Source organism: Pseudomonas sp. KT_2_4, from assembly GCF_041410225.1.
In the GTDB taxonomy this organism is placed as follows: Bacteria; Pseudomonadota; Gammaproteobacteria; order Pseudomonadales; family Pseudomonadaceae; genus Aquipseudomonas; species Aquipseudomonas paracarnis.
Map to the genome: position 1 here is coordinate 3,698,078 of NZ_CP166962.1, position 22,559 is coordinate 3,720,636.

The following is a 22,559-nucleotide window of genomic DNA, read 5'->3' on the forward strand; positions in this document are numbered from 1 at the left end:
GGTAGTCCAGAGTGCCGTTAATTGCCCAAGCGACTAAATTACTGTCACACGACTGCAATAATTCCGTTATCTAATGCGGCGCAAGACAGTTAAATGACAAGAGGATTGAGCATGGTTGGCAGGAGCATTCTGATCGTTGACGACGAAGCGCCCATTCGCGAAATGATCGCCGTCGCGTTGGAAATGGCCGGCTATGACTGCCTGGAGGCGGAGAACTCCCAGCAGGCCCACGCCATTATCGTCGACCGCAAGCCGGACCTGATCCTGCTCGACTGGATGCTGCCCGGCACCTCAGGCATCGAGTTGGCCCGCCGTCTCAAGCGTGACGAGCTGACCGGGGATATCCCGATCATCATGCTCACCGCCAAGGGCGAAGAGGACAACAAGATCCAGGGCCTGGAAGTCGGCGCCGATGACTACATCACCAAGCCGTTCTCTCCACGGGAACTGGTGGCGCGCCTCAAAGCCGTGCTGCGCCGCGCCGGCCCGACCGATGGCGAAGCGCCTATCGAAGTCGACGGCTTGATCCTGGACCCGATCAGCCACCGCGTGACCATCGACGGCAAGCCTGCCGAGATGGGACCGACCGAATACCGCCTGCTGCAGTTCTTCATGACCCACCAGGAGCGTGCCTACACCCGTGGCCAACTGCTCGACCAGGTATGGGGCGGCAACGTCTATGTGGAAGAGCGCACTGTGGATGTGCATATCCGCCGCCTGCGCAAAGCCTTGGGCGATGCGTACGAGAATCTGGTACAAACCGTGCGCGGCACCGGCTATCGGTTTTCTACCAAAGGCTGAGCCAGTCCCTTCCTCCCTAAACAGCTGACAAGGACGCATGTTTAAGTGAACCAGAACTGGCACGGCACCCTGATCCGCCACATGCTTCTGTTGATCACTGCCTGCCTGCTGGTCGGGCTGATCAGTGGCTATTACGGCTGGAGCCTGGCCGCCGGCATCGCGTTGTACCTGGGCTGGACCCTCAAACAATTGCTGCGCCTGCATGAATGGCTGCGCCAGCACAAACCCGACGAAGCACCGCCCGATGGCTACGGCCTGTGGGGCGAGGTGTTCGACAGCATCTACCACCTGCAACGCCGCGACCAACGGGTACGCGGGCGCCTGCAAGCGGTGATCGACCGGGTGCAGGAGTCCACCGCCGCACTCAAGGACGCGGTGATCATGCTCGACAGCGACGGCAACCTCGAATGGTGGAACCGCGCCGCCGAGACCCTGCTGGGCCTCAAGACCCCTCAGGACAGCGGCCAGCCGGTAACCAACCTGGTACGCCACCCGCGCTTCAAGGAGTACTTCGAGCAGGACAACTACGAAGAAGCCCTGGAAATCCCCTCGCCCACCAACGACCGCGTGCGCATCCAGCTGTACCTGACCCGCTACGGCAACAACGAACACTTGATGCTGGTACGTGACGTGACCCGTATCCACCAGCTGGAACAGATGCGCAAGGACTTCGTCGCCAACGTCTCCCACGAGTTGCGCACGCCCTTGACGGTGATCTGCGGCTACCTGGAGACGTTGCTGGACAATGTCGATGAGATCAACCCGCGCTGGAGCCGCGCCCTGCAGCAGATGCAGCAACAAGGCTCACGCATGCAAACCCTGCTCAACGACCTGCTGTTGCTGGCCAAGCTTGAAGCCACGGACTACCCCTCGGATAACCACCCCGTGGCGGTGCAGAGCCTGTTGCAGACGATCAAGAACGATGCCCAGGCGCTCTCAGGCGAACGCGGGCAGCAGATCACGCTGGAGGCCGACCCAACCGTATTGCTCAAGGGCAGTGAAGGCGAACTACGCAGCGCCTTCTCCAACCTGGTGTTCAACGCGGTGAAGTACACCCAGGACAAGGGCAATATCCGCATTCGCTGGTGGGCCGACGAGCATGGCGCACACCTGAGTGTGCAGGACTCGGGTATCGGTATCGACGCCAAGCACCTGCCGCGCCTGACCGAGCGCTTCTACCGTGTCGATTCCAGCCGTAACTCCAATACCGGCGGCACCGGGCTGGGCCTGGCCATCGTCAAGCATGTGCTGCTGCGCCATCGGGCCCGCCTGGAAATCAGCAGCGTGCTGGGGCATGGCAGTACCTTTACCTGCCATTTTCCGCCGGCGCAGGTAAACCGTTCGCGAGCGGTCGAGGCCGATGATTAAGTGGAAGTGAGCACGGCCCACTGTGGGAGCTGGCTTGCCTGCGATGGCGGCGGGTCAGCCAAATTATCGGTAGCAGGCAGACCGCCATCGCAGGCAAGCCAGCTCCCACACGGGTTCTGCGACACGACTTTGCAGCCCCGCCCGGCAGCGGGCACTAGGCAAGCGCCCCGTCAGCCGCTACATTGGCCGACTTGCGCCTGCCTTTCAGGCCTACCTGTCACCCTTATTGAACACACGGAACCTGCAAAACCCCATCATGGACCCTTCCCCTGGCATTACCCTCGCGACACTCTTCGCCGATTTCGGCATGATTCTTTTTGCACTGATCCTGGTACTGCTCAACGGTTTCTTCGTTGCGGCGGAATTTGCCATGGTCAAACTGCGCGCCACCCGCGTCGAGGCCATCGCCCATAAGAACGGCTGGCGCGGGCAGATCCTGCGTACCGTGCACAGCCAGCTCGACGCCTACCTGTCGGCTTGCCAGTTGGGTATCACCCTGGCGTCCCTGGGCCTGGGCTGGGTCGGTGAACCGGCCTTTGCGCACATCCTCGAGCCGATGCTGGGCGCGGTCGGCGTGCAGTCGCCTGAAGTGATCAAGGGCGTGTCGTTCTTTGCCGCCTTCTTCGTGATTTCCTACCTGCACATCGTGGTCGGTGAGTTGGCCCCAAAATCCTGGGCGATTCGCAAACCCGAGCTGCTGTCGCTATGGACGGCCGTGCCGCTGTACCTGTTCTACTGGGCGATGTACCCGGCTATCTACCTGCTCAACGCCAGTGCCAACGCGATCCTGCGTATCGCGGGCCAAGGCGAGCCTGGCCCCCACCATGAGCACCATTACAGCCGCGAAGAACTCAAGCTGATCCTGCACTCCAGCCGCGGCCAGGACCCCAGCGACCAAGGCATGCGCGTACTGGCCTCCGCCGTGGAAATGGGCGAGCTGGAAGTAGTGGACTGGGCCAACTCCCGGGAAGACCTGGTGACCCTGGACTTCAACGCCCCGCTCAAGGAAATCCTCGCGCTGTTCCGTCGCCATAAATTCAGCCGCTACCCAGTGTATGACGCGGTGCGCAACGAGTTCGTCGGCTTGCTGCACATCAAGGATTTGCTGCTGGAACTGGCGGCCCTGGACCATATCCCCGAATCGTTCAACCTGGCCGAATTGACCCGCCCATTGGAACGCGTATCGCGACATATGCCGTTGTCGCAACTGCTGGAGCAGTTCCGCAAAGGCGGCGCGCACTTCGCCCTGGTGGAAGAGGCCGACGGCAAGATTATCGGTTACCTGACCATGGAAGACGTGCTGGAAGTGCTGGTGGGCGATATCCAGGACGAACACCGCAAGGCCGAGCGCGGCATCCTCGCCTACCAGCCCGGCAAACTGCTGGTGCGTGGGGACACGCCGTTGTTCAAGGTGGAACGCCTGCTGGGCGTCGACCTGGACCACATCGAAGCCGAAACCCTGGCCGGCCTGATCTACGACACGCTCAAGCGCGTGCCGGAAGAAGAAGAAGTGCTGGAAGTTGAAGGCTTGCGGATCATCATCAAGAAAATGAAAGGACCGAAGATCGTGTTGGCCAAGGTGCTGCTGCTGGACTAACTGCAGGCGCAGTGCTGCGTGTGGGAGCGGGCTTGCCCGCGATAGCGGTGGGTCAGCCAGCGCATCGTTGACTGAGAGATTGCTATCGCGGGCAAGCCCGCTCCCACATGGACTAAGCGTCGCCTTGAAGGGTCACGCACCCGGCACGAAATGCTTCTGCGCCGTGCCACGGGCGATCAGGCGGGAAATGTAGTCCAGCTTCTGCGCATCCTGGTCGATAAAGCGGAAGGTCAGCTGCAACCAGTCGCTGTCGGGCTTGGGCTCGTAGGCGACGATGGCGTGCAGGTAGCCGTTGAGCCGTGCGACTTCGGCGTTGTCGCCCTGCTCAAGGTCGAGCACGGCGCTTTCCAGCACCTGAGGCAAGACCTCGCCACGCTTTACCACCAGCAACGCTTCCTTGATGCTCAGGGCCTTGATCACGCATTGCTGGGTGCCGCTTGCGAGGCGCAACTGGCCCTGACCGCGACTGCCAGCCGGCGCCGCTGCGGCGGGGGCCTTGACTGGCGGTGTATTGAGCAAACCTTTGCTGGGCGCCGCCACCGGGGCCGGCTTGACGGCTTCGGGTTTGCCGCCGGTCAGGGCGCTCAGGGAGTCGTTGCCGAAGGCTGAGTTCATCTTGGTCGGCGCGCTGGCAATCAGCGCATCGAGGCGACCGATCTTGTGCAGGGCTTGCTTGACCTTGTTCAGCAACTGCTCGTTGGTGAACGGCTTGCTCACGTAGCCGGAAACGCCGGCCTGGATGGCCTGCACCACGTTTTCCTTGTCGCCACGGCTGGTCACCATCACGAACGGCATGGCCTTCAGGTGCGCTTGCTCGCGGCACCAGGTCAACAGCTCAATACCGGACATTTCCGGCATTTCCCAGTCACACAGCACCAGGTCGAAGGTTTCGCGCATCAGGATGGATTGCGCCTTTTTGCCGTTCACCGCATCTTCGATCTTGATTCCGGGGAAGTAATTGCGCAGGCACTTCTTCACCAGGTCGCGAATAAACGAGGCGTCATCCACCACCAACACACTGACTTTACTCATCGACCCTTCATCCTATAAAAACGTCTGCAAAACGCCTGACTGATGGCATTTTGCCAAAACTCGCGGGTCACAGAAGGACTTTATGGCGCCTGCTGTGCAAAAAATTCAGATGCCACAAACGAAAACGCCCGGCCAGAGGCCGGGCGTTAATTTCTCGGGCAACCTTACTTATCGTCAGATTCGCCCGAAACATTAGGGATTAGATCAGCAGTCCCTTCAACTTCGGCTTTCATGCGCTTGAGGCCCATGTGCCGCACATCGGTGCCGCGCACCAGATAAATCACCAATTCCGAGATATTGCGCGCGTGGTCGCCGATACGCTCCAGGGAACGCAGCACCCAGATAATGTTCAAGACCCGCGAGATCGAGCGCGGGTCTTCCATCATGTAAGTGGCCAACTCGCGCAGCGCGGTCTTGTATTCGCGGTCGATGATCTTGTCGTACTGGGCCACCGACAACGCCAGTTCGGCGTCAAAGCGGGCGAAGGCGTCGAGGGCATCGCGCACCATGTTGCGCACCTGATCGCCGATATGGCGCACCTCCACGTAGCCACGGGGGGCTTCACCCTCTTCGCACAGCTGGATGGCGCGGCGGGCAATCTTGGTGGCTTCATCACCGATGCGTTCCAGGTCGATCACCGACTTGGAAATGCTGATGATCAAACGCAGGTCCGAGGCCGCTGGCTGGCGGCGGGCAAGAATGCGCAGGCACTCCTCGTCGATATTGCGTTCCATCTGGTTGATCTGCTCGTCAATCTCACGCACCTGCTGGGCCAGGCCCGAGTCGGCCTCGATCAGCGCGGTGACCGCATCATTGACTTGCTTCTCCACCAGCCCGCCCATCGCCAGGAGGTGGCTGCGCACTTCCTCAAGCTCGGCATTGAACTGCGCGGAGATGTGGTGGGTAAGGCCTTCTTTGCTAATCATGTTGGCGTCCTTGGAGCGTCCGGTAAGGTGCGGAAAACCGCAGCGTCAGTGCAATCAGAACCACAGCTTCCTAGCCGTAGCGACCGGTGATGTAGTCTTCGGTCTGCTTCTTCGCCGGATTGGTGAACAGGGTGTCGGTGTCGCCGAACTCCACCAGCTTGCCCATGTACATAAACGCGGTGTAGTCGGAAACCCGCGCCGCCTGTTGCATGTTGTGGGTCACGATGACGATGGTGAACTTGGACTTGAGCTCGTAGATCAGCTCTTCGACTTTCAGGGTGGAGATCGGGTCGAGGGCCGAGCACGGTTCGTCGAGCAGCAGCACTTCCGGCTCTACGGCGATGGTACGGGCGATCACCAGACGCTGCTGCTGGCCGCCGGACAAGCCGAGTGCCGATTCGTGCAGGCGGTCCTTGACCTCGTCCCACAATGCCGCGCCCTTGAGCGCCCACTCAACGGCTTCATCGAGGATGCGTTTCTTGTTGATACCCTGGATACGCAGGCCGTAGACCACGTTTTCGTAGATGGTCTTGGGGAACGGGTTGGGCTTCTGGAACACCATGCCCACGCGGCGACGCAGCTCGGCCACGTCCTCGCCCTTGCGGTAGATATTGGTGCCGTAGAGGTTGATTGCACCTTCTACACGGCAACCGTCCACCAGGTCATTCATGCGGTTGAAGGTACGCAACAACGTCGACTTGCCGCAGCCCGACGGGCCGATGAAGGCGGTCACACGCTGTTTGGGGATGTTCATGCTGACGTCGAACAGCGCCTGCTTGTCACCGTAGTACAGACTCAGGCCCGGTACTTCGATGGCCACGGTTTCCTGGGCCAGGCTCAGGCTCTGCTTGTCGCGACCCAGGGCAGACATGTTGATGCCGTGGGATTGGGTTTCGTGTTGCATGGGATGCTCCCTGTGCTACCAATTCATTTCGTTGAACCGCCGGGGCGGCTTACTCAAATTCTGTGTCTGTGGGAGCTGGCTTGCCTGCGATGGCATCACTGCGGTCTTACTGATACACCGCGTCGTCTGCATCGCAGGCAAGCCAGCTCCCACAGTGGATCGCATTAGCTGTCCAGCGCTTTGTATTTTTCGCGCAGGTGGTTACGAATCCACACTGCCGACAGGTTGAGCGTGGCGATCACCAGTACCAGCAGCAAGGCGGTGGCGTACACCAGAGGCCGTGCCGCTTCGACGTTGGGGCTCTGGAAGCCGACGTCATAAATATGGAAGCCCAGGTGCATGATCTTCTGGTCCAGGTGCAGGTACGGATAGTTGCCGTCCAGCGGCAGCGACGGCGCCAGTTTCACCACACCCACCAGCATCAGCGGCGCCACTTCACCGGCGGCGCGGGCCACGGCGAGGATCATGCCGGTCATCATCGCCGGGCTGGCCATTGGCAGCACGATCTTCCACAACGTTTCCGCCTTGGTCGCGCCGAGCGCCAGGGAGCCTTCACGCACGGTTCGAGGGATCCGCGCCAGGCCCTCTTCGGTGGCCACGATCACCACCGGCACCGCCAGCAGCGCCAGGGTCAGCGAAGCCCAGAGCAGCCCCGGCGTACCGAAGGTCGGCGCAGGCAGCGCTTCAGCGAAGAACAGACGATCGACCGAGCCCCCCAATACATACACGAAGAAGCCAAGGCCGAACACGCCGTAGACGATCGCCGGTACACCGGCCAGGTTGTTCACGGCGATGCGGATGATGCGGGTCAAAGTGTTCTGCTTGGCATACTCACGCAGGTACACCGCGGCCAGTACGCCAAACGGGGTCACGATCATTGCCATGATCAGGGTCATCATCACGGTGCCGAAGATGGCCGGGAAGATCCCGCCTTCGGTGTTGGCTTCCCGTGGGTCATCGCTGAGGAATTCCCAGACCTTGCTGAAGTAGAAACCGATCTTGGTCATCGTGCCCATGGCGTTCGGCTGGTAGGCGTGCACCACTTTGCCGATGCCGATTTCCACTTCCTTGCCGTTGCCGTCACGCGCCGTCAGGGCGTCGCGGTTGAATTGGGCATGCAGGTCGGCCAGGCGCGCTTCGATGTCCTGGTAGCGCGCATTCAGCTCGGCGCGGTCGGCGTCCATGTCGGCCTGGGCGGCAGCGTCGAGCTTGCCTTCCAGTTCCAGTTTGCGACCGTGCAGGCGGATGCGCTCCAGCCCTGCGTTGATCGCGCCAATATCGGTTTTTTCCAGGCTCTTGAGCTGAGCGGCCAGCTTGTTCACGCGGTCCACGCGAGCTTGCAGCTCCGGCCACGCGGCCTCGCCTTCGGCAATCACCTTGCCGTCCTGCTTGACGTTGACCAGGGTGCCGTAGAAGTTGCCCCACTCACGACGCTCGATGGCCATCAGGTTCGCAGGCTTGCTCTGGTCCTTCAGCCACTCGCCGACAATCCAGGTGAAGTCGTTGCCGTTCAAATCGCGGTTGCCGACCTTGATCAGCTCACGGGTCATGAATTCCGGGCCTTGGTCCGGCACTGGCAGGCCCGCGCTTTTCAGACGCTCACGCGGCACTTCTTCTTTCTGGACCACTTCGCCGATGACGATGTGGTTGGCCTGGCCTGGCACGTTGTAGTTGGCCTGGATCAGGTCGGCCGGCCAGAAATGGCCCAGGCCCCGCACCGCAATCACAGCCAGCAAACCAATGGTCATGATGACCGCGATGGACACCGCGCCACCGCTGATCCAGACGCCGGGGGCGCCGCTCTTGAACCATCCATTCAGGGAGTTCTGTTTCACAGACTTCTACCTTTCTTAAAGCGACGAGTATTTCTTGCGCAGACGCTGACGAATCAGCTCGGCGAGGGTGTTCATGATGAAGGTGAACAACAGCAGCACCAGCGCCGAGAGGAACAGCACGCGGTAATGACTGCCGCCCACTTCCGACTCGGGCATCTCCACCGCAACGTTGGCCGCCAGGGTGCGCAGGCCCTCGAACAGGTTCATCTCCATCACCGGGGTGTTACCGGTGGCCATCAGTACGATCATGGTCTCGCCCACGGCGCGGCCCATGCCGATCATCAGCGCCGAGAAGATGCCCGGGCTGGCGGTGAGGATGACCACGCGGGTCATGGTCTGCCACGGCGTGGCGCCCAGTGCCAGGGACCCCAGGGTCAGGCCGCGTGGCACGCTGAACACGGCGTCTTCGGCGATGGAGTAGATGTTCGGGATCACGGCAAAACCCATGGCCAGGCCGACCACCAACGCGTTGCGCTGGTCGTAGGTAATGCCCAGATCGTGGGAGATCCACATGCGCATGTCACCGCCGAAAAACCAGGTTTCCAGGTACGGGCTCATGTACAGCGAGAGCCAACCCACGAACAGGATCACCGGAATCAGGATCGCGCTTTCCCAGCCATCGGGAACGCGCAGGCGGATCGACTCAGGCAAGCGGCTGAAGACAAAGCCGGCGACCAGGATGCCAATCGGCAACAGCATCAACAGGCTGAAAATGCCCGGCAGATGCCCTTCCACATACGGCGCCAGGAACAGGCCGGCGAAGAATCCGAGGATCACCGTCGGCATGGCTTCCATCAGTTCGATCACCGGCTTGACCTTGCGGCGCAGGCTCGGCGCCATGAAGTAAGCGGTGTAGATCGCTGCAGCAACCGCCAGTGGCGCCGCCAGCAACATGGCGTAGAACGCGGCCTTCAAGGTGCCGAAGGTCAGCGGGGCCAGGCTCATCTTGGGTTCAAAATCGGTGTTGGCGGCCGTGGATTGCCAGACGTATTTAGGCTCGTCGTAGTTCTCGTACCAGACCTTGCTCCACAACGCGCTCCACGACACTTCCGGGTGCGGGTTGTCGAGCAACAACGGTTGCAGCTTGCCACCCGCCTCGACGATCACACGGTTGGCCCGTGGCGACATGCCGAACAGACCCTGACCGTCGACCACCGGGTCGACCAGCAAGGTGCGGTGAGCGGTGCTGTGGAACACGCCGAACTGGCCAGCGGCATCCAGGGCGGTGAAGCCTTTGCGGCGCTCTTCAGCGCTGATTTCGACGATGGGTGCAGTGCCCATCTGGAAGGTGCGGATCTGCTTCAGGCGTTGCTCGCCATCCGGGTCACGGGCCATGAACCACTGGGCCAGGCCGCCTTTGGAGTTACCCAGGATCAGCGAGATGCCGCCGACCAACTGGGTGCTGGCGGTGATTTCCGTGTCGGCGTCTTCCAGCAGCTTGTAGCGCCCGTTGAGGCTCTTGTCGCGCAGGCTGAACACGTCGGCCAGGGCACGGCCGTTGATCACGTACAGCCACTGCTGGCGTGGGTCGATGAAGATCGCCTTCACCGGCTCTGTCATCTGCGGCAGCTCGACACGCTTCTGCTCGCTGGTGACCTCACCGGTCATCATGTTTTCTTCACGGCTCAGGGTCAGCACGTTCAAGTGCGAACCGGCGGAACCTGCCACCACCAGGGAGGTATCGGTGGCGTTGAGCGCGACGTGCTCCAGCGGGCGACCGGCGTCATCCAGCACGATCGGCGTTTCGCCGTAGGGGTACTCGATCGCTGGGGTGATGGTTTTCTTGCCGTCCGGGTACGACACCTTATAGGTGTGGCGGAACACCAAAGACTGGCCATTGGACAAGCCGAGAATCACCAGCGGGCTGCCCGGCTGATCTTCACCAATGGAAGCAACACTGGTACCGGCCGGAATCGGCAGGTCGACACGCTTGAGCTCGGCACCGGTGTCCACGGCAAAGAACAGCGCCTGGCCCTTGTCGGAAACCCGCATGGCGACCTGGTTCTGTTCTTCGAGGGAGATCATCAACGGCTTGCCGGCGTCCTGCATCCAAGCGGGCGTCAACGCGTCTTCCTTGGTCAACGAGGCGCCCTGGAACAATGGCGCAACCACATAGGCGAGGAAGAAGAAGATCAGGGTAATGGCGGCCAGCACGGCGAGGCCGCCGACCAGCACATACCAACGGGTGAAGCGATCCTTGAGCGCGCGGATTCGGCGCTTGCGTTGCAGCTCAGGCGTATTGAAATCAATGCGCTTGGGAGGGGAAGTCGTCGTCATGGTGGAATTGGCCAGATCATTCATGCGCACACCCTAGCGATCCTGTATGACAGAAAGATGACAGTGCAGTGACGCAACAAATCCGCCGCGAAGCAGGGCTGGCAGCGGATAAAAATTAGGGATGCAGACTGCTTATGTGGGAGCAGGCTTGCCCGCGATGGCATCAACACGGTTTCAACGCTAAACCGCGTCGCCAGCATCGCGGGCAAGCCCGCTCCCACAGAAAAGCATGCGTCTACATCAGGTATCGCAGGCTTAGTTGCCTTCTTTCAGACCCAGGTCAGCCAGGGCCTTGGCGGCGACTTTGGCTGGCAGCGGGATGTAGCCGTCTTTGACCACCACTTCCTGGCCCTGCTTGGACAGCACCAGTTTCACGAACTCAGCTTCCAGCGGCGCCAGTGGCTTGTTCGGGGCTTTGTTGACATACACGTAGAGGAAACGCGACAGCGGATACTTGCCGTTCAGGGCGTTTTCTTCAGAGTCTTCGATGTAGTCAGTGCTGCCTTTCTTGGCCAGTGGCACGGTCTTCACGCTGGCGGTCTTGTAGCCGATACCCGAGTAACCGATGCCGTTCAGCGAGGAGCTGATCGACTGCACGACCGAAGCCGAGCCCGGTTGTTCGTTCACGTTTGGCTTGTAGTCGCCTTTGCACAGGGCTTCTTCCTTGAAGTAGCCGTAGGTGCCGGATACCGAGTTACGCCCGAACAGTTGCACTGGCTTGTTGGCCAGGTCGCCGGTCACGCCCAGGTCACCCCAGGTTTTCACATCGGCTTTGGCGCCGCACAGACGCGTCGAGGAGAAGATCGCATCGACCTGTTCCATGGTCAGGTGCTGGATCGGGTTGTCCTTGTGCACAAATACCGCCAGAGCATCCACCGCAACCGGGATTGCCGTTGGCTTGTAGCCGTACTTCTGCTCGAAGGCCGCCAGTTCGGTGTCCTTCATCTTGCGGCTCATCGGGCCCAGGTTGGAGGTGCCTTCAGTCAACGCAGGTGGCGCAGTAGCGGAGCCGGCAGCTTGAATCTGGATGTTGACGTTCGGGTATTCCTTTTTGTAACCCTCGGCCCACAGGGTCATCAGGTTAGCCAGGGTATCGGAACCGACGCTGGACAGGTTGCCCGACACACCAGTGGTCTTGACGTAAGCCGGGATTGCCGGATCAACACCAGCGGCCACCGCGTTGGCGGTCGCAACGCCAGCAGCGACAAAAGTCATTGCCGCCATCAAACGTTTCAGTTTCATGCCTTGCTCCTAGCAGATAGGGATAATTGGATCGGGGCCAAGTATCGGCAGGCCGTGTGAACACTCTATGTCTGAAATATGACAATTAGATGAAAGGCCACTATCTGAATGTGCAGACTTCAGCGACCGCGTTTCCACAGATACCCGCCCACCAGCATCCCCATCACACACAGGACGGCCACATAGTAAGCCGGGCCCATCGGGCTCTCCTTCATCAGCAGCGACACCGCCAAGGGCGTCAACCCGCCGAACACGGCATAAGCAACGTTGTAGGAGAACGACAGACCGCTGAAGCGCACCACCGGCGGGAAGGCTTTGACCATCACGTAGGGCACCACGCCGATGGTGCCGACAAACAAGCCGGTCAGGGCATACAACGGGAACAGCCAGTCCGGGTGGGCCATCAGGCTGTGATACAGCGTCCAGGAGGTCGCCAGCAGCAGTGCGCAACCGGTGACCAGCACGCGACCGGCACCAAAACGGTCGGCCAGCGCACCTGCGGCGATGCAACCCAGGCTCAGGGTCACGATCGCCAGACTATTGGCTTGCAGCGCAACCGTAGGGCTGAAGTGGTAGATGGTTTGCAGCACGGTCGGGGTCATCAGGATGACTACCACCACGCCGGCCGACAATAGCCAGGTCAACAGCATCGACAGCACAATGGCGCCACGGTGATCGCGCAACACTGCGCGCAAGGGCAGTTCAGCGGCCAGGCTCTTGCGTTGCTGCATCTCGGCGAAGATCGGGGTTTCATGCAGCCAACGACGCAGATACACCGACAGCAGGCCGAATACGCCGCCGAGTAGGAAAGGAATCCGCCAGGCGTAATCAGAGACCTGTTCCGGTGTATAGGCGCTATTGATGGCGGTAGCCACCAACGAGCCCAGCAGAATACCGGCGGTGAGGCCGCTGGTCAGGGTGCCGCAGGCGTAGCCGATGTGGCGCGGCGGCACGTGCTCGGAGACGAACACCCAGGCGCCCGGTACTTCGCCGCCAATCGCAGCGCCCTGGATGATGCGCATCAGCAGTAACAGGACCGGCGCCCACAGGCCGATCTGCGCGTAGGTCGGAAGCAAGCCCATGATCAGGGTGGGCACGGCCATCATGAAGATGCTCAAGGTGAACATTTTCTTGCGGCCCAGCAGGTCACCAAAGTGCGCCATGATGATGCCGCCCAAGGGGCGGGCCAGGTAGCCGGCGGCGAAGATGCCGAAGGTCTGCATCATGCGCAGCCATTCGGGCATGTCGACGGGGAAGAACAGTTTCCCGACCACGGTGGCGAAAAACACAAAGATGATGAAGTCGTAGAACTCCAGCGCCCCGCCCAAGGCAGACAGCGACAGGGTTTTGTAGTCGTTGCGGGTCAGCGGGCGCGAGGGTTGCGCACTGCTTGCAGGCACGGAGGACATGGCAAGGCTTCTCTTATAGTAATCATCGTAAAGGACTGCACGCCCGTGACTTGCGGCGGGTTTGGCAAGATAGCAAATCGCCTGAAAAAGCACAGCGCCAGGAGCACAGTTGCGCGCAAAAGCCCCAATACAGCGTCTATTTACCGACCAAATGAGCGTCGGAAGGTCGTCGTGGCGCCAGGGTCTCGATATACTCGCCGGTGCAAGCGCCAGACCCGCTGTCTTGAGGGGCTGCTGTGCCAAAACGCTGTTGGGTACCATCCAGCCGATTTGGCAGAGTTTCCCTTTAGTTCGCCTTACGAGAAACGCATCGAGCGGTGTATGTTGGTGCTGAAACGTTTTTCTGAGAAGACGGCTATCCACTTGAAATACCCATGAAGCGTCACGGGTCAGAGGCACCCTCGGCATGATCGAACTCGAACAAGAAGATCCTATCCCGCAAGGCGATCTCGCCCTGCAAATCACCGCGCTTCCGCGTGAAACCAACGGTTTTGGCGATATCTTCGGCGGCTGGCTGGTCGCGCAGATGGACCTGGCCGGCACGGCAATGGCCAGCAAGGTCGCCGGTGGGCGCGTGGCCACCGTGGCCATTGATCGCATGGCGTTCCTGGTGCCGGTAGCCGTGGGCGCGCAGCTTTCCTTCTATACCCAGGCCCTGGAAATCGGCCGCAGCTCGATCCAGATGATGGTCGAAGTGTGGAGCGACGATCCGTTGTCCAGCGAATGGCGCAAGGTGACCGAAGCCGTATTTGTGTTCGTCGCCATCGATGGCAGCGGCCGCACGCGCTCGGTACCGTCACGGGCGCGTTAAACCTCGCCGGGTTTTAACGGTCAATTGCCCCATTGCCTGCCACTAAGAGAGCTTTGTCATGCCTACGCCCCACGTTGAGACGGTAAAAATCGACGAGCTGGACTGCTGGCGCATCCGCCACAACGGCGCCGAGTTGATGGTGGCCCAACAGGGTGCGCATATCTTCAGTTACCAGCGCGAGGGCGAACAGCCGCTGATCTGGCCGAACCCTGAGGCCGTGTTCAAGCAGGGCAAAGGCATTCGTACTGGCGTACCGGTGTGCTGGCCGTGGTTCGGGGTGTTCGACCGCAACCCGCAAAGCGTCAAAGCCATGCGTCAGAGTAATCAGCCTGCCGGCGCCCACGGTTTTGTGCGCACCGCCCGCTGGGAATTGGCCACCACCGAACTCGACGGCCAGACGCTGCGAGTGGACCTGGTTTTGCCGGTGCCGGCTGGCGGCTTTCCAGGCTGGCCCCATCAGGTAGACCTGACGCTGAGCCTGCTGTTGGATGACCAACTGCACATCCGCCTGACCAGCCACAACCGCGGCGCCGACATCGTGACCCTCAGCCAGGCATTGCACACCTACTTCGCCGTGAGCGATGTGCGCAAGGTTCAGGTCGAGGGCCTGGATGGCGTGGCTTACATCGATACCGCCGACGGGTGGGCCGAGAAACAACAAGCCGGGCTGCTGCACTTCAGCGCCGAAACAGACCGCATTTACCTGGATACGCCGGCACAGCTGAATATCGTCGATAGCGATTGGCAGCGCCGTATCCAGCTCACCAGCGAAGGCTCGAAATCCACCGTGGTCTGGAACCCCTGGACCGAACGCGCCAAGGCTTTCGACGATATGGCCGATGACGGCTGGCAGGGGATGTTGTGCATCGAGACGGCCAACGTGCTGGACGATGTGGTGAACCTGGCACCCGGGGAAAGCCACACCTTGGGCGTGAGCATCACGGCCCTGGCCTTGTAAACCCAACCCAATGTGGGAGCTGGCTTGCCTGCGATGCAGACAACTCGATGTGTCAGGAACACCGAGGCGCTGTTATCGCAGGCAAGCCAGCTCCCACAGGGGTTATGCTTTGGGCTTTAGAGATCAGACTCCTGCACCACCCGAACCTTCCCGGCCTCCAGCGCATACGCGGCATCCGCCAAGTCGTTATTGACCTTCTCCACCTTCAACGTGCCCGTGACCCACAGCGGCGTGTAGATATCATCCAGCTTCAACCCCTTGGGATAGCGCACCAGCACCAGTTGATTAGGCGGCGGTGGTGGCACGTGTATGCAGGCGCCCGGGTAAGGCACCAGGAAGAACAATGTGCTGCGGCCCTTGGCGTCCGTTTCAAGCGGCACCGGATAGCCGCCAATGCGGATATTTTTGCCGTTCATGGCTGCGACGGTCTTGGTGGAATACATCACCGCAGGCAGGCCCTTGCTCTGCTTCAAGCCACCCTTTTCGGTGAACGTGCCTTGAGCTTCGGGAGAGTTATGGTCGATCTCGGGCATGGCTTCGAGAGCTTTCTGATCCGACAGCGGCATCAGGTCGAGCCAGTCGGTTTCCGGCAGTTCGCCAGCGTGCGCCAGGCCAGAGCCCAGCAGAAGAAGCGTTAACAGAAGACGGCGCATGGAGAGGCTCGGCAAATACAAGTGCCGAGCATTCTAGCCCTCTGCGCCTGCGCAGCGCAGAGGACTTTGTCGGCTGATTACTTCTTTTTGATCAGGCCGTAGATCACCAGCAACACGATGGCACCCACCAGCGCGCCGATGAAACCTGCGCCCTGGCCTGCCTGGTAGATCCCCAGGGCCTGACCGCCGTAGGTCGCGGCCAGGGAACCGGCGATACCCAGCAGGATGGTCATGATCCAGCCCATGCTGTCGTCGCCAGGCTTGAGGAAGCGCGCCAGAAGGCCGACGATCAAGCCGATAAAGATGGTTCCGATGATACCCATGGCATTTCCCTCTGATTGGTATAAGTCATGCCAAAGCCTAGTCAGGCTTTGGCATCCTGCAATCAGAGAGACGCAGAACCCCAATGGTTCCCGCCGTGGCCAGGCTTATTGTTCGGCGATCAGCGCTTCAACCTTGAGAATCTGCGCTTGCAACGTCGCACGATCCTTGCAGCGCAGGTTGGCGTGGCCGACCTTGCGCCCGGCCTTGAAGGCTTTGCCGTAGTGATGCACGTGGCAATCGTCGATCGCCATCACACGCTCCACCGGCGGTACAGAGCCGATGAAGTTGAGCATGGCGCTCTCGCCGACCTTGGCCGTGGAGCCCAACGGCAAGCCCGCCACCGCCCGCAGGTGGTTTTCGAACTGGCTGCACTCGGCGCCTTCAGTGGTCCAGTGTCCGGAGTTGTGAACGCGCGGGGCGATTTCATTGGCCTTGAGGCCACCGTCGACTTCAAAGAACTCGAACGCCATCACGCCGACATAATCCAGCTGCTTGAGCACACGGCTGGAATAGTCTTCGGCCAGGGCCTGGAGCGGGTGGTCAGTGCTGGCTACCGACACTTTCAGGATGCCGTTGACGTGAGTGTTGTGCACCAACGGGTAAAAGCGGGTTTCGCCATCACGGGCGCGTACGGCAATCAGCGAGACTTCGCCAGTGAACGGCACGAAGCCTTCCAGCAGGCAGGCAACGCTGCCCAGCTCGGCAAAAGTGCCGACCACATCGGCCGCGGTACGCAGGACTTTCTGACCCTTGCCGTCGTAACCCAGGGTGCGGGTTTTCAACACCGCCGGCAGGCCGATGCTGGCGACCGCGGCGTCCAGGTCTGCCTGGGACTGGATGTCGGCGAAGGCCGGCGTCGGAATGCCCAGGTCCTTGAACATGCTCTTTTCGAACCAGCGGTCGCGAGCGATGCGCAAGGCTTCGGCGCTCGGGTACACCGGCACGAACTGCGACAGGAAGGCCACGGTTTCGGCCGGGACGCTTTCGAATTCGAAGGTCACCAGGTCGACTTCATCGGCCAGTTGGCGCAGGTGGTCCGGGTCGCTGTAGTCAGCGCGCAGGTGTTCACCCAGGGCCGCAGCGCAGGCGTCCGGCGCCGGGTCCAGGAAAGCGAAGTTCATCCCCAGCGGCGTACCCGCCAAAGCCAGCATGCGGCCCAGTTGGCCGCCACCGATTACACCGATTTTCATCAATAACAACCTCAGGCGATGCGTGGGTCTGGATTGTCCAGCACGCTGTCTGTCTGCTCAGCACGGAATTTTTTCAGCACCGCATGAAACTGCGGGTGCTTGGCGCCCAGGATGCTGGCGGACAGCAAGGCTGCGTTGATCGCGCCGGCCTTGCCGATCGCCAGGGTTGCCACCGGAATGCCAGCCGGCATCTGCACGATGGACAACAGCGAATCCACGCCCGAGAGCATCGACGACTGCACCGGCACGCCAAGCACGGGCAGGTGAGTCTTGGCCGCGCACATGCCAGGCAAGTGCGCCGCGCCGCCGGCACCGGCGATGATCACCTCGATGCCACGGGATTCTGCTTCATCGGCATACTGGAACAGCAAATCCGGGGTGCGGTGGGCGGAGACCACCTTCACTTCGTACGGAATGCCGAGTTTTTCCAGCATATCGGCGGTGTGGCTAAGGGTGGACCAATCGGACTTGGAGCCCATGATCACGCCAACCAATGCACTCATCGTCGTGCCTCTTCTCTCTGGGCGCCCGCAGGCGCGTCAAAAAACAACAAGCCACGCGGGAGACCGGCGTGGCTTGGTGTACGAATTAAGGCCGGTTGGACCGGCCGAAGGCCGCGCAGTATACCGTAATAATCCAGATAAACAGCCCCTGGGATGACCATCTGTCTAGCGGCGCAAAGTGGCGGTTTTATTGACTTAAGAGTCAGCGAAAACACCACGAAATCCTGTGGGAGCTGGCTTGCCTGCGATAGCAGTGGATCAGCGCAAAATAGGTTGGCTGACACACCGCTATCGCAGGCAAGCCAGCTCCCACATGTGTTCTGCGCTGGGCTCAAGCGCTTTGCGCCGCCCCACCTTCAAGCTTCCTCCACAACAACCGCACATTCGCCTTGCGCACCAACGCGCAGCGATACAGACGAATCTCCAGCGGCACGTGCCATTGCGGCCCGCCACACACCACCAGTTCGCCGCGCGCCAACTCTGCACGTACGCTCAACTGCGGTACCCAGGCGATTCCCAAGCCTTCGAGCGCCATGCTCTTGAGGCTGTCGGCCATGGCGGTTTCATAGATGGTGGTAAAGCGCAGAGCCCTCTGGCGCAGCAGCAAATTCACCGAGCGGCCAAGGAACGCGCCGGCGCTGTAGGCCAGCAGCGGCACGCTGCCCTCGCCCTCCAGGTCGAACAGCGGCTTGCCCTCGGCATCGGCGGCGCACACCGGGAGCATTTCGGTGTTGCCCAGGTGCAGCGACGGGAAAATCTCGGCGTCCATTTGCATCGCCGCGTCCGGGTCGTAGAACGCCAGCATCAGGTCGCAACCGCCTTCGCGCAGGGCGTGCACGGCGTCGCCGACGTTGGTGGCCACCAGCCGCGTGGCGATATTCAAGCCCTCGTTGCGCAACTGCGCGATCCAGCGCGGGAAGAACCCCAAGGCCAGGGAGTGGGCGGCCGCCACTTGCATGACTTCGCCCTGCCCGCCTTCCAGGTGATGCAAATGGCGCAGTACTTCACCGAGCTGTTCGACCACGGTGCGCGCCGTCACCAGAAACAACTGCCCGGCCGCTGTCAGTTCCACCGGCGTGCGTGAACGGTTGACCAACGTCAGCCCCAACGCGGCTTCCAGGCTGCGGATACGCCGACTGAACGCCGGCTGGGTGACAAAGCGCCGCTCAGCCGCCTGGGAAAAACTACGCGTCGCCGCCAGGGCGCTGAAGTCTTCCAACCACTTGCTCTCAAGGTTCATCACTGCCTCCCACGGAATGCACCATTTTGGCACACACGCCCGCCAAGATAACCGGGTCACATCCACATTATGCCGTTTGTGCATAGGCCAGTGTTTAACAGCATTGGCCCAAAAAGTTCTACAAGCCTAGCATTCGCAGCGTTCCGGCCAGTTCCGGGTCCATATTGAGATGATTTCCGTCATGTCCTCTGCTGCATCATTCCGTACCGAAAAAGACCTGCTTGGCGTACTCGAAGTACCGGCTCAAGCGTATTACGGCATCCAGACCCTGCGAGCGGTGAATAACTTCCGTCTCTCGGGCGTTCCGATTTCGCATTACCCGAAATTGGTGGTCGGTCTGGCAATGGTCAAGCAAGCGGCCGCTGACGCCAACCGCGAGTTGGGCCAGCTCAGCGAAGCCAAGCACGCTGCCATCAGCGAAGCCTGTGCGCGTCTGATCCGCGGCGATTTCCACGAAGAGTTCGTGGTGGACATGATTCAAGGCGGCGCCGGCACTTCAACCAACATGAATGCCAACGAAGTCATCGCCAACATCGCGCTGGAGGCCATGGGTCACCAGAAAGGCGAATACCAGTACCTGCACCCCAACAACGACGTGAACATGGCGCAGTCGACCAACGACGCCTACCCGACCGCGATCCGCCTGGGTCTGCTGTTGGGCCATGACGCGCTGCTGGCCAGCCTCGACAGCCTGATCCAGGCGTTCGCCGCCAAAGGCGCCGAGTTCAGCCATGTGCTGAAAATGGGCCGCACCCAGTTGCAAGACGCCGTGCCGATGACCCTCGGCCAGGAATTCCGCGCCTTCGCCACTACTTTGGGTGAAGACCTGGCCCGCCTGAAAACCCTGGCACCGGAGCTGCTGACCGAAGTGAACCTGGGCGGCACCGCCATCGGTACCGGCATAAACGCCGACCCACGCTACCAGGCCCTGGCCGTACAACGCCTGGCCACCATCAGCGGCCAGCCGCTGGTACCGGCGGCCGACTTGATCGAAGCCACCTCCGACATGGGCGCCTTTGTACTGTTCTCCGGCATGCTCAAGCGTACTGCCGTGAAGCTGTCGAAGATCTGCAACGACCTGCGCCTGCTGTCCAGCGGCCCACGCACCGGCATCAACGAGATCAACCTGCCGGCTCGCCAGCCAGGCAGCTCGATCATGCCCGGCAAGGTCAACCCGGTAATCCCGGAAGCGGTCAACCAGGTAGCGTTCCAGGTCATCGGTAACGACCTGGCCCTGACCATGGCAGCCGAAGGCGGCCAACTGCAGTTGAACGTGATGGAGCCGCTGATCGCCTTCAAGATCTTCGACTCGATCCGCCTGCTGCAACGCGCCATGGACATGCTGCGCGAGCACTGCATCGTCGGCATCACCGCCAACGAAGCGCGCTGCCGCGAACTGGTGGAACACTCCATCGGCCTGGTCACCGCGCTGAACCCGTACATCGGCTATGAAAACGCCACCCGCATTGCGCGTATCGCTCTGGAAAGCGGGCGCGGCGTGCTGGAACTGGTGCGTGAAGAAGGCTTGCTCGACGACGCCATGCTCGACGACATCCTGCGCCCGGAAAACATGATTGCCCCACGTTTGGTCCCGCTGAAGGCCTAAGCGTTTGTTGCACCGCTCACCAGGTTGAGGGACTAGACACCTCTCACCTTTTGAGGGCCTGAAGGCTCGTTCTTCAGGCCCTTTTTTTGCCTTGAGGTTGCTCCATGACGCCCATAAAAAATCTAATATCGCACCGCAAACCTTCCTCGCCTTGCGCGACCGCGCTGAAACCTTTAATCGCCCCGTGCAGACGGATCACGCTCGCCTAGGTATAGTGCCGCCCCTCTTCGCGTCTGCGGCTGTCGGTAACGAGGCCCGGGAACCACGCGAAAGCGCATGAATAACAACACCCGCAAAAGGATGGGGATCGAGCGTCGTGCACTGCCTGGTGCCGAGCGATGCGTCGGACCGTCCTGCGTTTGCCATTAGAAAAATCAGCGAGGAACACTCCATGCTCGAAGTCATCAACGACTTCCTCTCAGGGAAAGTACTGATCGTGCTCATAGTCGGGCTCGGCGGTTATTTCACGATCCGCTCGCGTTTCGTGCAGTTGCGTCACTTTTTCCACATGTTCTCGGTGTTTAAAGACAGCCTCAAGAGCAGCGCCGGCCAACTCAGCTCGTTCCAGGCGCTGATGCTCAGCCTGGCCGGCCGAGTGGGTGCCGGTAACATCGCCGGTGTCGGCATTGCCGTGACGTTGGGTGGCCCGGGTGCCGTGTTCTGGATGTGGGTCACCGCGCTGGTGGGCATGTCTTCGAGCTTTATCGAGTGCTCCCTCGGCCAGTTGTACAAGCGCACCGACGCTGAAGGCACCTACCGTGGCGGCCCGGCGTATTACATCCAGCACGGCCTGCAGAAACGCTGGCTGGGGATGGTCATGGCGTTCCTGCTGCTGGTGACCTTCGGCTTTGCCTTCAATGGCCTGCAAGCCCACGCTGTAACACACTCGTTGAATAACGCGTTTGGCCTCGACACCACCTACACCGGCCTGGCGCTGGCGGTGTTGCTGGGCCTGGTGTTCATTGGCGGGATCAAGCGTATTGCCTCGATTGCCGACCTGCTGGTACCGGTCAAGACTCTGGTGTACATCGCCGTGACCCTGTACGTGATCGTGCTGCAATTCGACCACGTACCGGCCATGCTCGCGACCATCGTCAAGAGCGCGTTCGGCCTCGACCAAGCCTTCGGTGGCCTGGTGGGCAGCGCGATCATCATGGGTGTAAAACGCGGCGTGTTCGCCAACGAAGCAGGCTTGGGCAGTGCGCCTAACGTGGCGGCAGTGGCGTCGGTAGAACACCCTATCGCCCAAGGCGTGGTGCAAGCGTTCAGCGTGTTCCTCGACACCTTCGTGATCTGCACCTGTACTGCGTTGCTGATCCTGCTGTCGGGTTTCTACACCCCAGGCTTTGAAGGCGACGGCATTGCCCTGACCCAGAACTCCCTGGCGGCGGTGGTGGGTGACTGGGGCCGCATGTTCATCTCGGTGGCCCTGGCGTTGTTCGTGTTCACCTCGATCATGTACAACTACTACCTGGGCGAGAGCAACCTGCGCTTTCTGGTCGGCAATAACCGCAAGGTGCTGATGGGCTATCGCGCCTTGGTGCTGGTGCTGATTTTCTGGGGCTCGATCGAGAACCTGAGCACCGTGTTCGCCTTCGCCGACATCACCATGACCATGCTCGCGTTCGTCAACCTGTTTGCCCTGGCGTTCCTGTTCAAGATTGCCATGCGCATCCTCAATGACTACGACAACCAGCGCGCAGCGGGCATCAAGACCCCGGTGTTCGACTCCAGCCAGTTCCCCGACCTGGACCTGGACCGCAAGGCATGGCCAGCCAACCCGGTGCAAACCGAGGCGGCTCCGGCAGCTGAACTGAGCGCTCAAGCGCAACGTTAATCACGGTTAGATGACACGCCGCCCGGCCTTGGGCATGCTCTGGGCC

General features: G+C 61.0%; 19 protein-coding genes. 7 read left to right on the forward strand and 12 right to left on the reverse strand.

What is annotated here, in order from left to right:
• The first annotated feature begins 111 nt into the window (after positions 1 to 111).
• The 3 genes from phoB to AB9N64_RS17200 all read left to right on the forward strand — a co-directional run bounded on the left by phoB (position 112) and on the right by AB9N64_RS17200 (position 3,766).
• Complete coding sequence (gene phoB / locus AB9N64_RS17190) at positions 112 to 801, forward strand: phosphate regulon transcriptional regulator PhoB (RefSeq protein ID WP_003195617.1); 690 nt, start codon at positions 112 to 114, stop codon at positions 799 to 801.
• An 81-nt stretch (positions 802 to 882) separates the two neighbouring features.
• Positions 883 to 2,169 carry a phosphate regulon sensor histidine kinase PhoR gene (phoR, locus tag AB9N64_RS17195; protein WP_178123077.1) on the forward strand — a complete coding sequence of 429 codons (1,287 nt, stop codon included), beginning with the start codon at positions 883 to 885 and terminating at the stop codon, positions 2,167 to 2,169.
• A 256-nt stretch (positions 2,170 to 2,425) separates the two neighbouring features.
• Positions 2,426 to 3,766: a hemolysin family protein gene (locus tag AB9N64_RS17200; RefSeq protein WP_003195620.1), complete on the forward strand. Its 1,341-nt coding sequence runs from the start codon at positions 2,426 to 2,428 to the stop codon at positions 3,764 to 3,766.
• 132 nt (positions 3,767 to 3,898) lie between these two features.
• Here AB9N64_RS17200 and AB9N64_RS17205 read toward each other — a convergent pair whose 3' ends face one another.
• The 7 genes from AB9N64_RS17205 to AB9N64_RS17235 form a co-directional block, all read right to left on the reverse strand.
• Positions 3,899 to 4,798, reverse strand: a complete 900-nt coding sequence (locus AB9N64_RS17205; RefSeq protein WP_014720514.1) for a response regulator — start codon at positions 4,796 to 4,798, stop codon at positions 3,899 to 3,901.
• A 164-nt stretch (positions 4,799 to 4,962) separates the two neighbouring features.
• Entirely contained in the window at positions 4,963 to 5,724 is a 762-nt protein-coding gene (gene phoU / locus AB9N64_RS17210) for a phosphate signaling complex protein PhoU (protein WP_003195624.1), read from the reverse strand.
• Positions 5,725 to 5,794: 70 nt separating this feature from the next.
• Positions 5,795 to 6,628, reverse strand: a complete 834-nt coding sequence (gene pstB, locus AB9N64_RS17215) for a phosphate ABC transporter ATP-binding protein PstB (RefSeq protein ID WP_003195626.1) — start codon at positions 6,626 to 6,628, stop codon at positions 5,795 to 5,797.
• A 164-nt stretch (positions 6,629 to 6,792) separates the two neighbouring features.
• A complete protein-coding gene (gene pstA / locus AB9N64_RS17220; protein WP_014720515.1) occupies positions 6,793 to 8,463 on the reverse strand; it encodes a phosphate ABC transporter permease PstA in 1,671 nt (556 codons plus the stop codon).
• Between the two features lie 15 nt (positions 8,464 to 8,478).
• Complete coding sequence (locus AB9N64_RS17225) at positions 8,479 to 10,512, reverse strand: ABC transporter permease subunit (protein WP_172832677.1); 2,034 nt, start codon at positions 10,510 to 10,512, stop codon at positions 8,479 to 8,481.
• Between the two features lie 483 nt (positions 10,513 to 10,995).
• Positions 10,996 to 11,982 carry a phosphate ABC transporter substrate-binding protein PstS gene (locus AB9N64_RS17230; RefSeq protein ID WP_003195633.1) on the reverse strand — a complete coding sequence of 329 codons (987 nt, stop codon included), beginning with the start codon at positions 11,980 to 11,982 and terminating at the stop codon, positions 10,996 to 10,998.
• A 119-nt stretch (positions 11,983 to 12,101) separates the two neighbouring features.
• On the reverse strand, positions 12,102 to 13,391 hold the full coding sequence (locus AB9N64_RS17235) for an MFS transporter (protein WP_014720517.1): 1,290 nt from the start codon (positions 13,389 to 13,391) through the stop codon (positions 12,102 to 12,104).
• Between the two features lie 406 nt (positions 13,392 to 13,797).
• Here AB9N64_RS17235 and AB9N64_RS17240 point away from each other — a divergent pair, with 406 nt between their 5' ends.
• Together AB9N64_RS17240 and AB9N64_RS17245 are read left to right on the forward strand one after the other, a co-directional pair.
• Positions 13,798 to 14,202: an acyl-CoA thioesterase gene (locus tag AB9N64_RS17240; RefSeq protein WP_003176975.1), complete on the forward strand. Its 405-nt coding sequence runs from the start codon at positions 13,798 to 13,800 to the stop codon at positions 14,200 to 14,202.
• A gap of 58 nt (positions 14,203 to 14,260) precedes the next feature.
• Positions 14,261 to 15,160: a D-hexose-6-phosphate mutarotase gene (locus AB9N64_RS17245; RefSeq protein WP_371359553.1), complete on the forward strand. Its 900-nt coding sequence runs from the start codon at positions 14,261 to 14,263 to the stop codon at positions 15,158 to 15,160.
• A gap of 116 nt (positions 15,161 to 15,276) precedes the next feature.
• Here AB9N64_RS17245 and AB9N64_RS17250 read toward each other — a convergent pair whose 3' ends face one another.
• The 5 genes from AB9N64_RS17250 to AB9N64_RS17270 form a co-directional block, all read right to left on the reverse strand.
• Positions 15,277 to 15,813, reverse strand: coding sequence for a DUF3299 domain-containing protein (locus AB9N64_RS17250; protein ID WP_014720519.1), 537 nt, complete (start codon positions 15,811 to 15,813; stop codon positions 15,277 to 15,279).
• A gap of 77 nt (positions 15,814 to 15,890) precedes the next feature.
• Positions 15,891 to 16,136 carry a GlsB/YeaQ/YmgE family stress response membrane protein gene (locus AB9N64_RS17255; protein WP_005792540.1) on the reverse strand — a complete coding sequence of 82 codons (246 nt, stop codon included), beginning with the start codon at positions 16,134 to 16,136 and terminating at the stop codon, positions 15,891 to 15,893.
• 105 nt (positions 16,137 to 16,241) lie between these two features.
• Positions 16,242 to 17,327, reverse strand: coding sequence for a 5-(carboxyamino)imidazole ribonucleotide synthase (locus AB9N64_RS17260; RefSeq protein WP_020302828.1), 1,086 nt, complete (start codon positions 17,325 to 17,327; stop codon positions 16,242 to 16,244).
• An 11-nt stretch (positions 17,328 to 17,338) separates the two neighbouring features.
• Positions 17,339 to 17,830: a 5-(carboxyamino)imidazole ribonucleotide mutase gene (gene purE / locus AB9N64_RS17265; RefSeq protein ID WP_003195648.1), complete on the reverse strand. Its 492-nt coding sequence runs from the start codon at positions 17,828 to 17,830 to the stop codon at positions 17,339 to 17,341.
• 331 nt (positions 17,831 to 18,161) lie between these two features.
• On the reverse strand, positions 18,162 to 19,070 hold the full coding sequence (locus AB9N64_RS17270) for a LysR substrate-binding domain-containing protein (protein ID WP_019818139.1): 909 nt from the start codon (positions 19,068 to 19,070) through the stop codon (positions 18,162 to 18,164).
• A gap of 181 nt (positions 19,071 to 19,251) precedes the next feature.
• Here AB9N64_RS17270 and aspA point away from each other — a divergent pair, with 181 nt between their 5' ends.
• Entirely contained in the window at positions 19,252 to 20,676 is a 1,425-nt protein-coding gene (aspA, locus tag AB9N64_RS17275) for an aspartate ammonia-lyase (protein ID WP_003195657.1), read from the forward strand.
• A 391-nt stretch (positions 20,677 to 21,067) separates the two neighbouring features.
• A complete protein-coding gene (locus AB9N64_RS17280) occupies positions 21,068 to 22,513 on the forward strand; it encodes a sodium:alanine symporter family protein (RefSeq protein WP_014720535.1) in 1,446 nt (481 codons plus the stop codon).
• Positions 22,514 to 22,559: the final 46 nt, after the last annotated feature.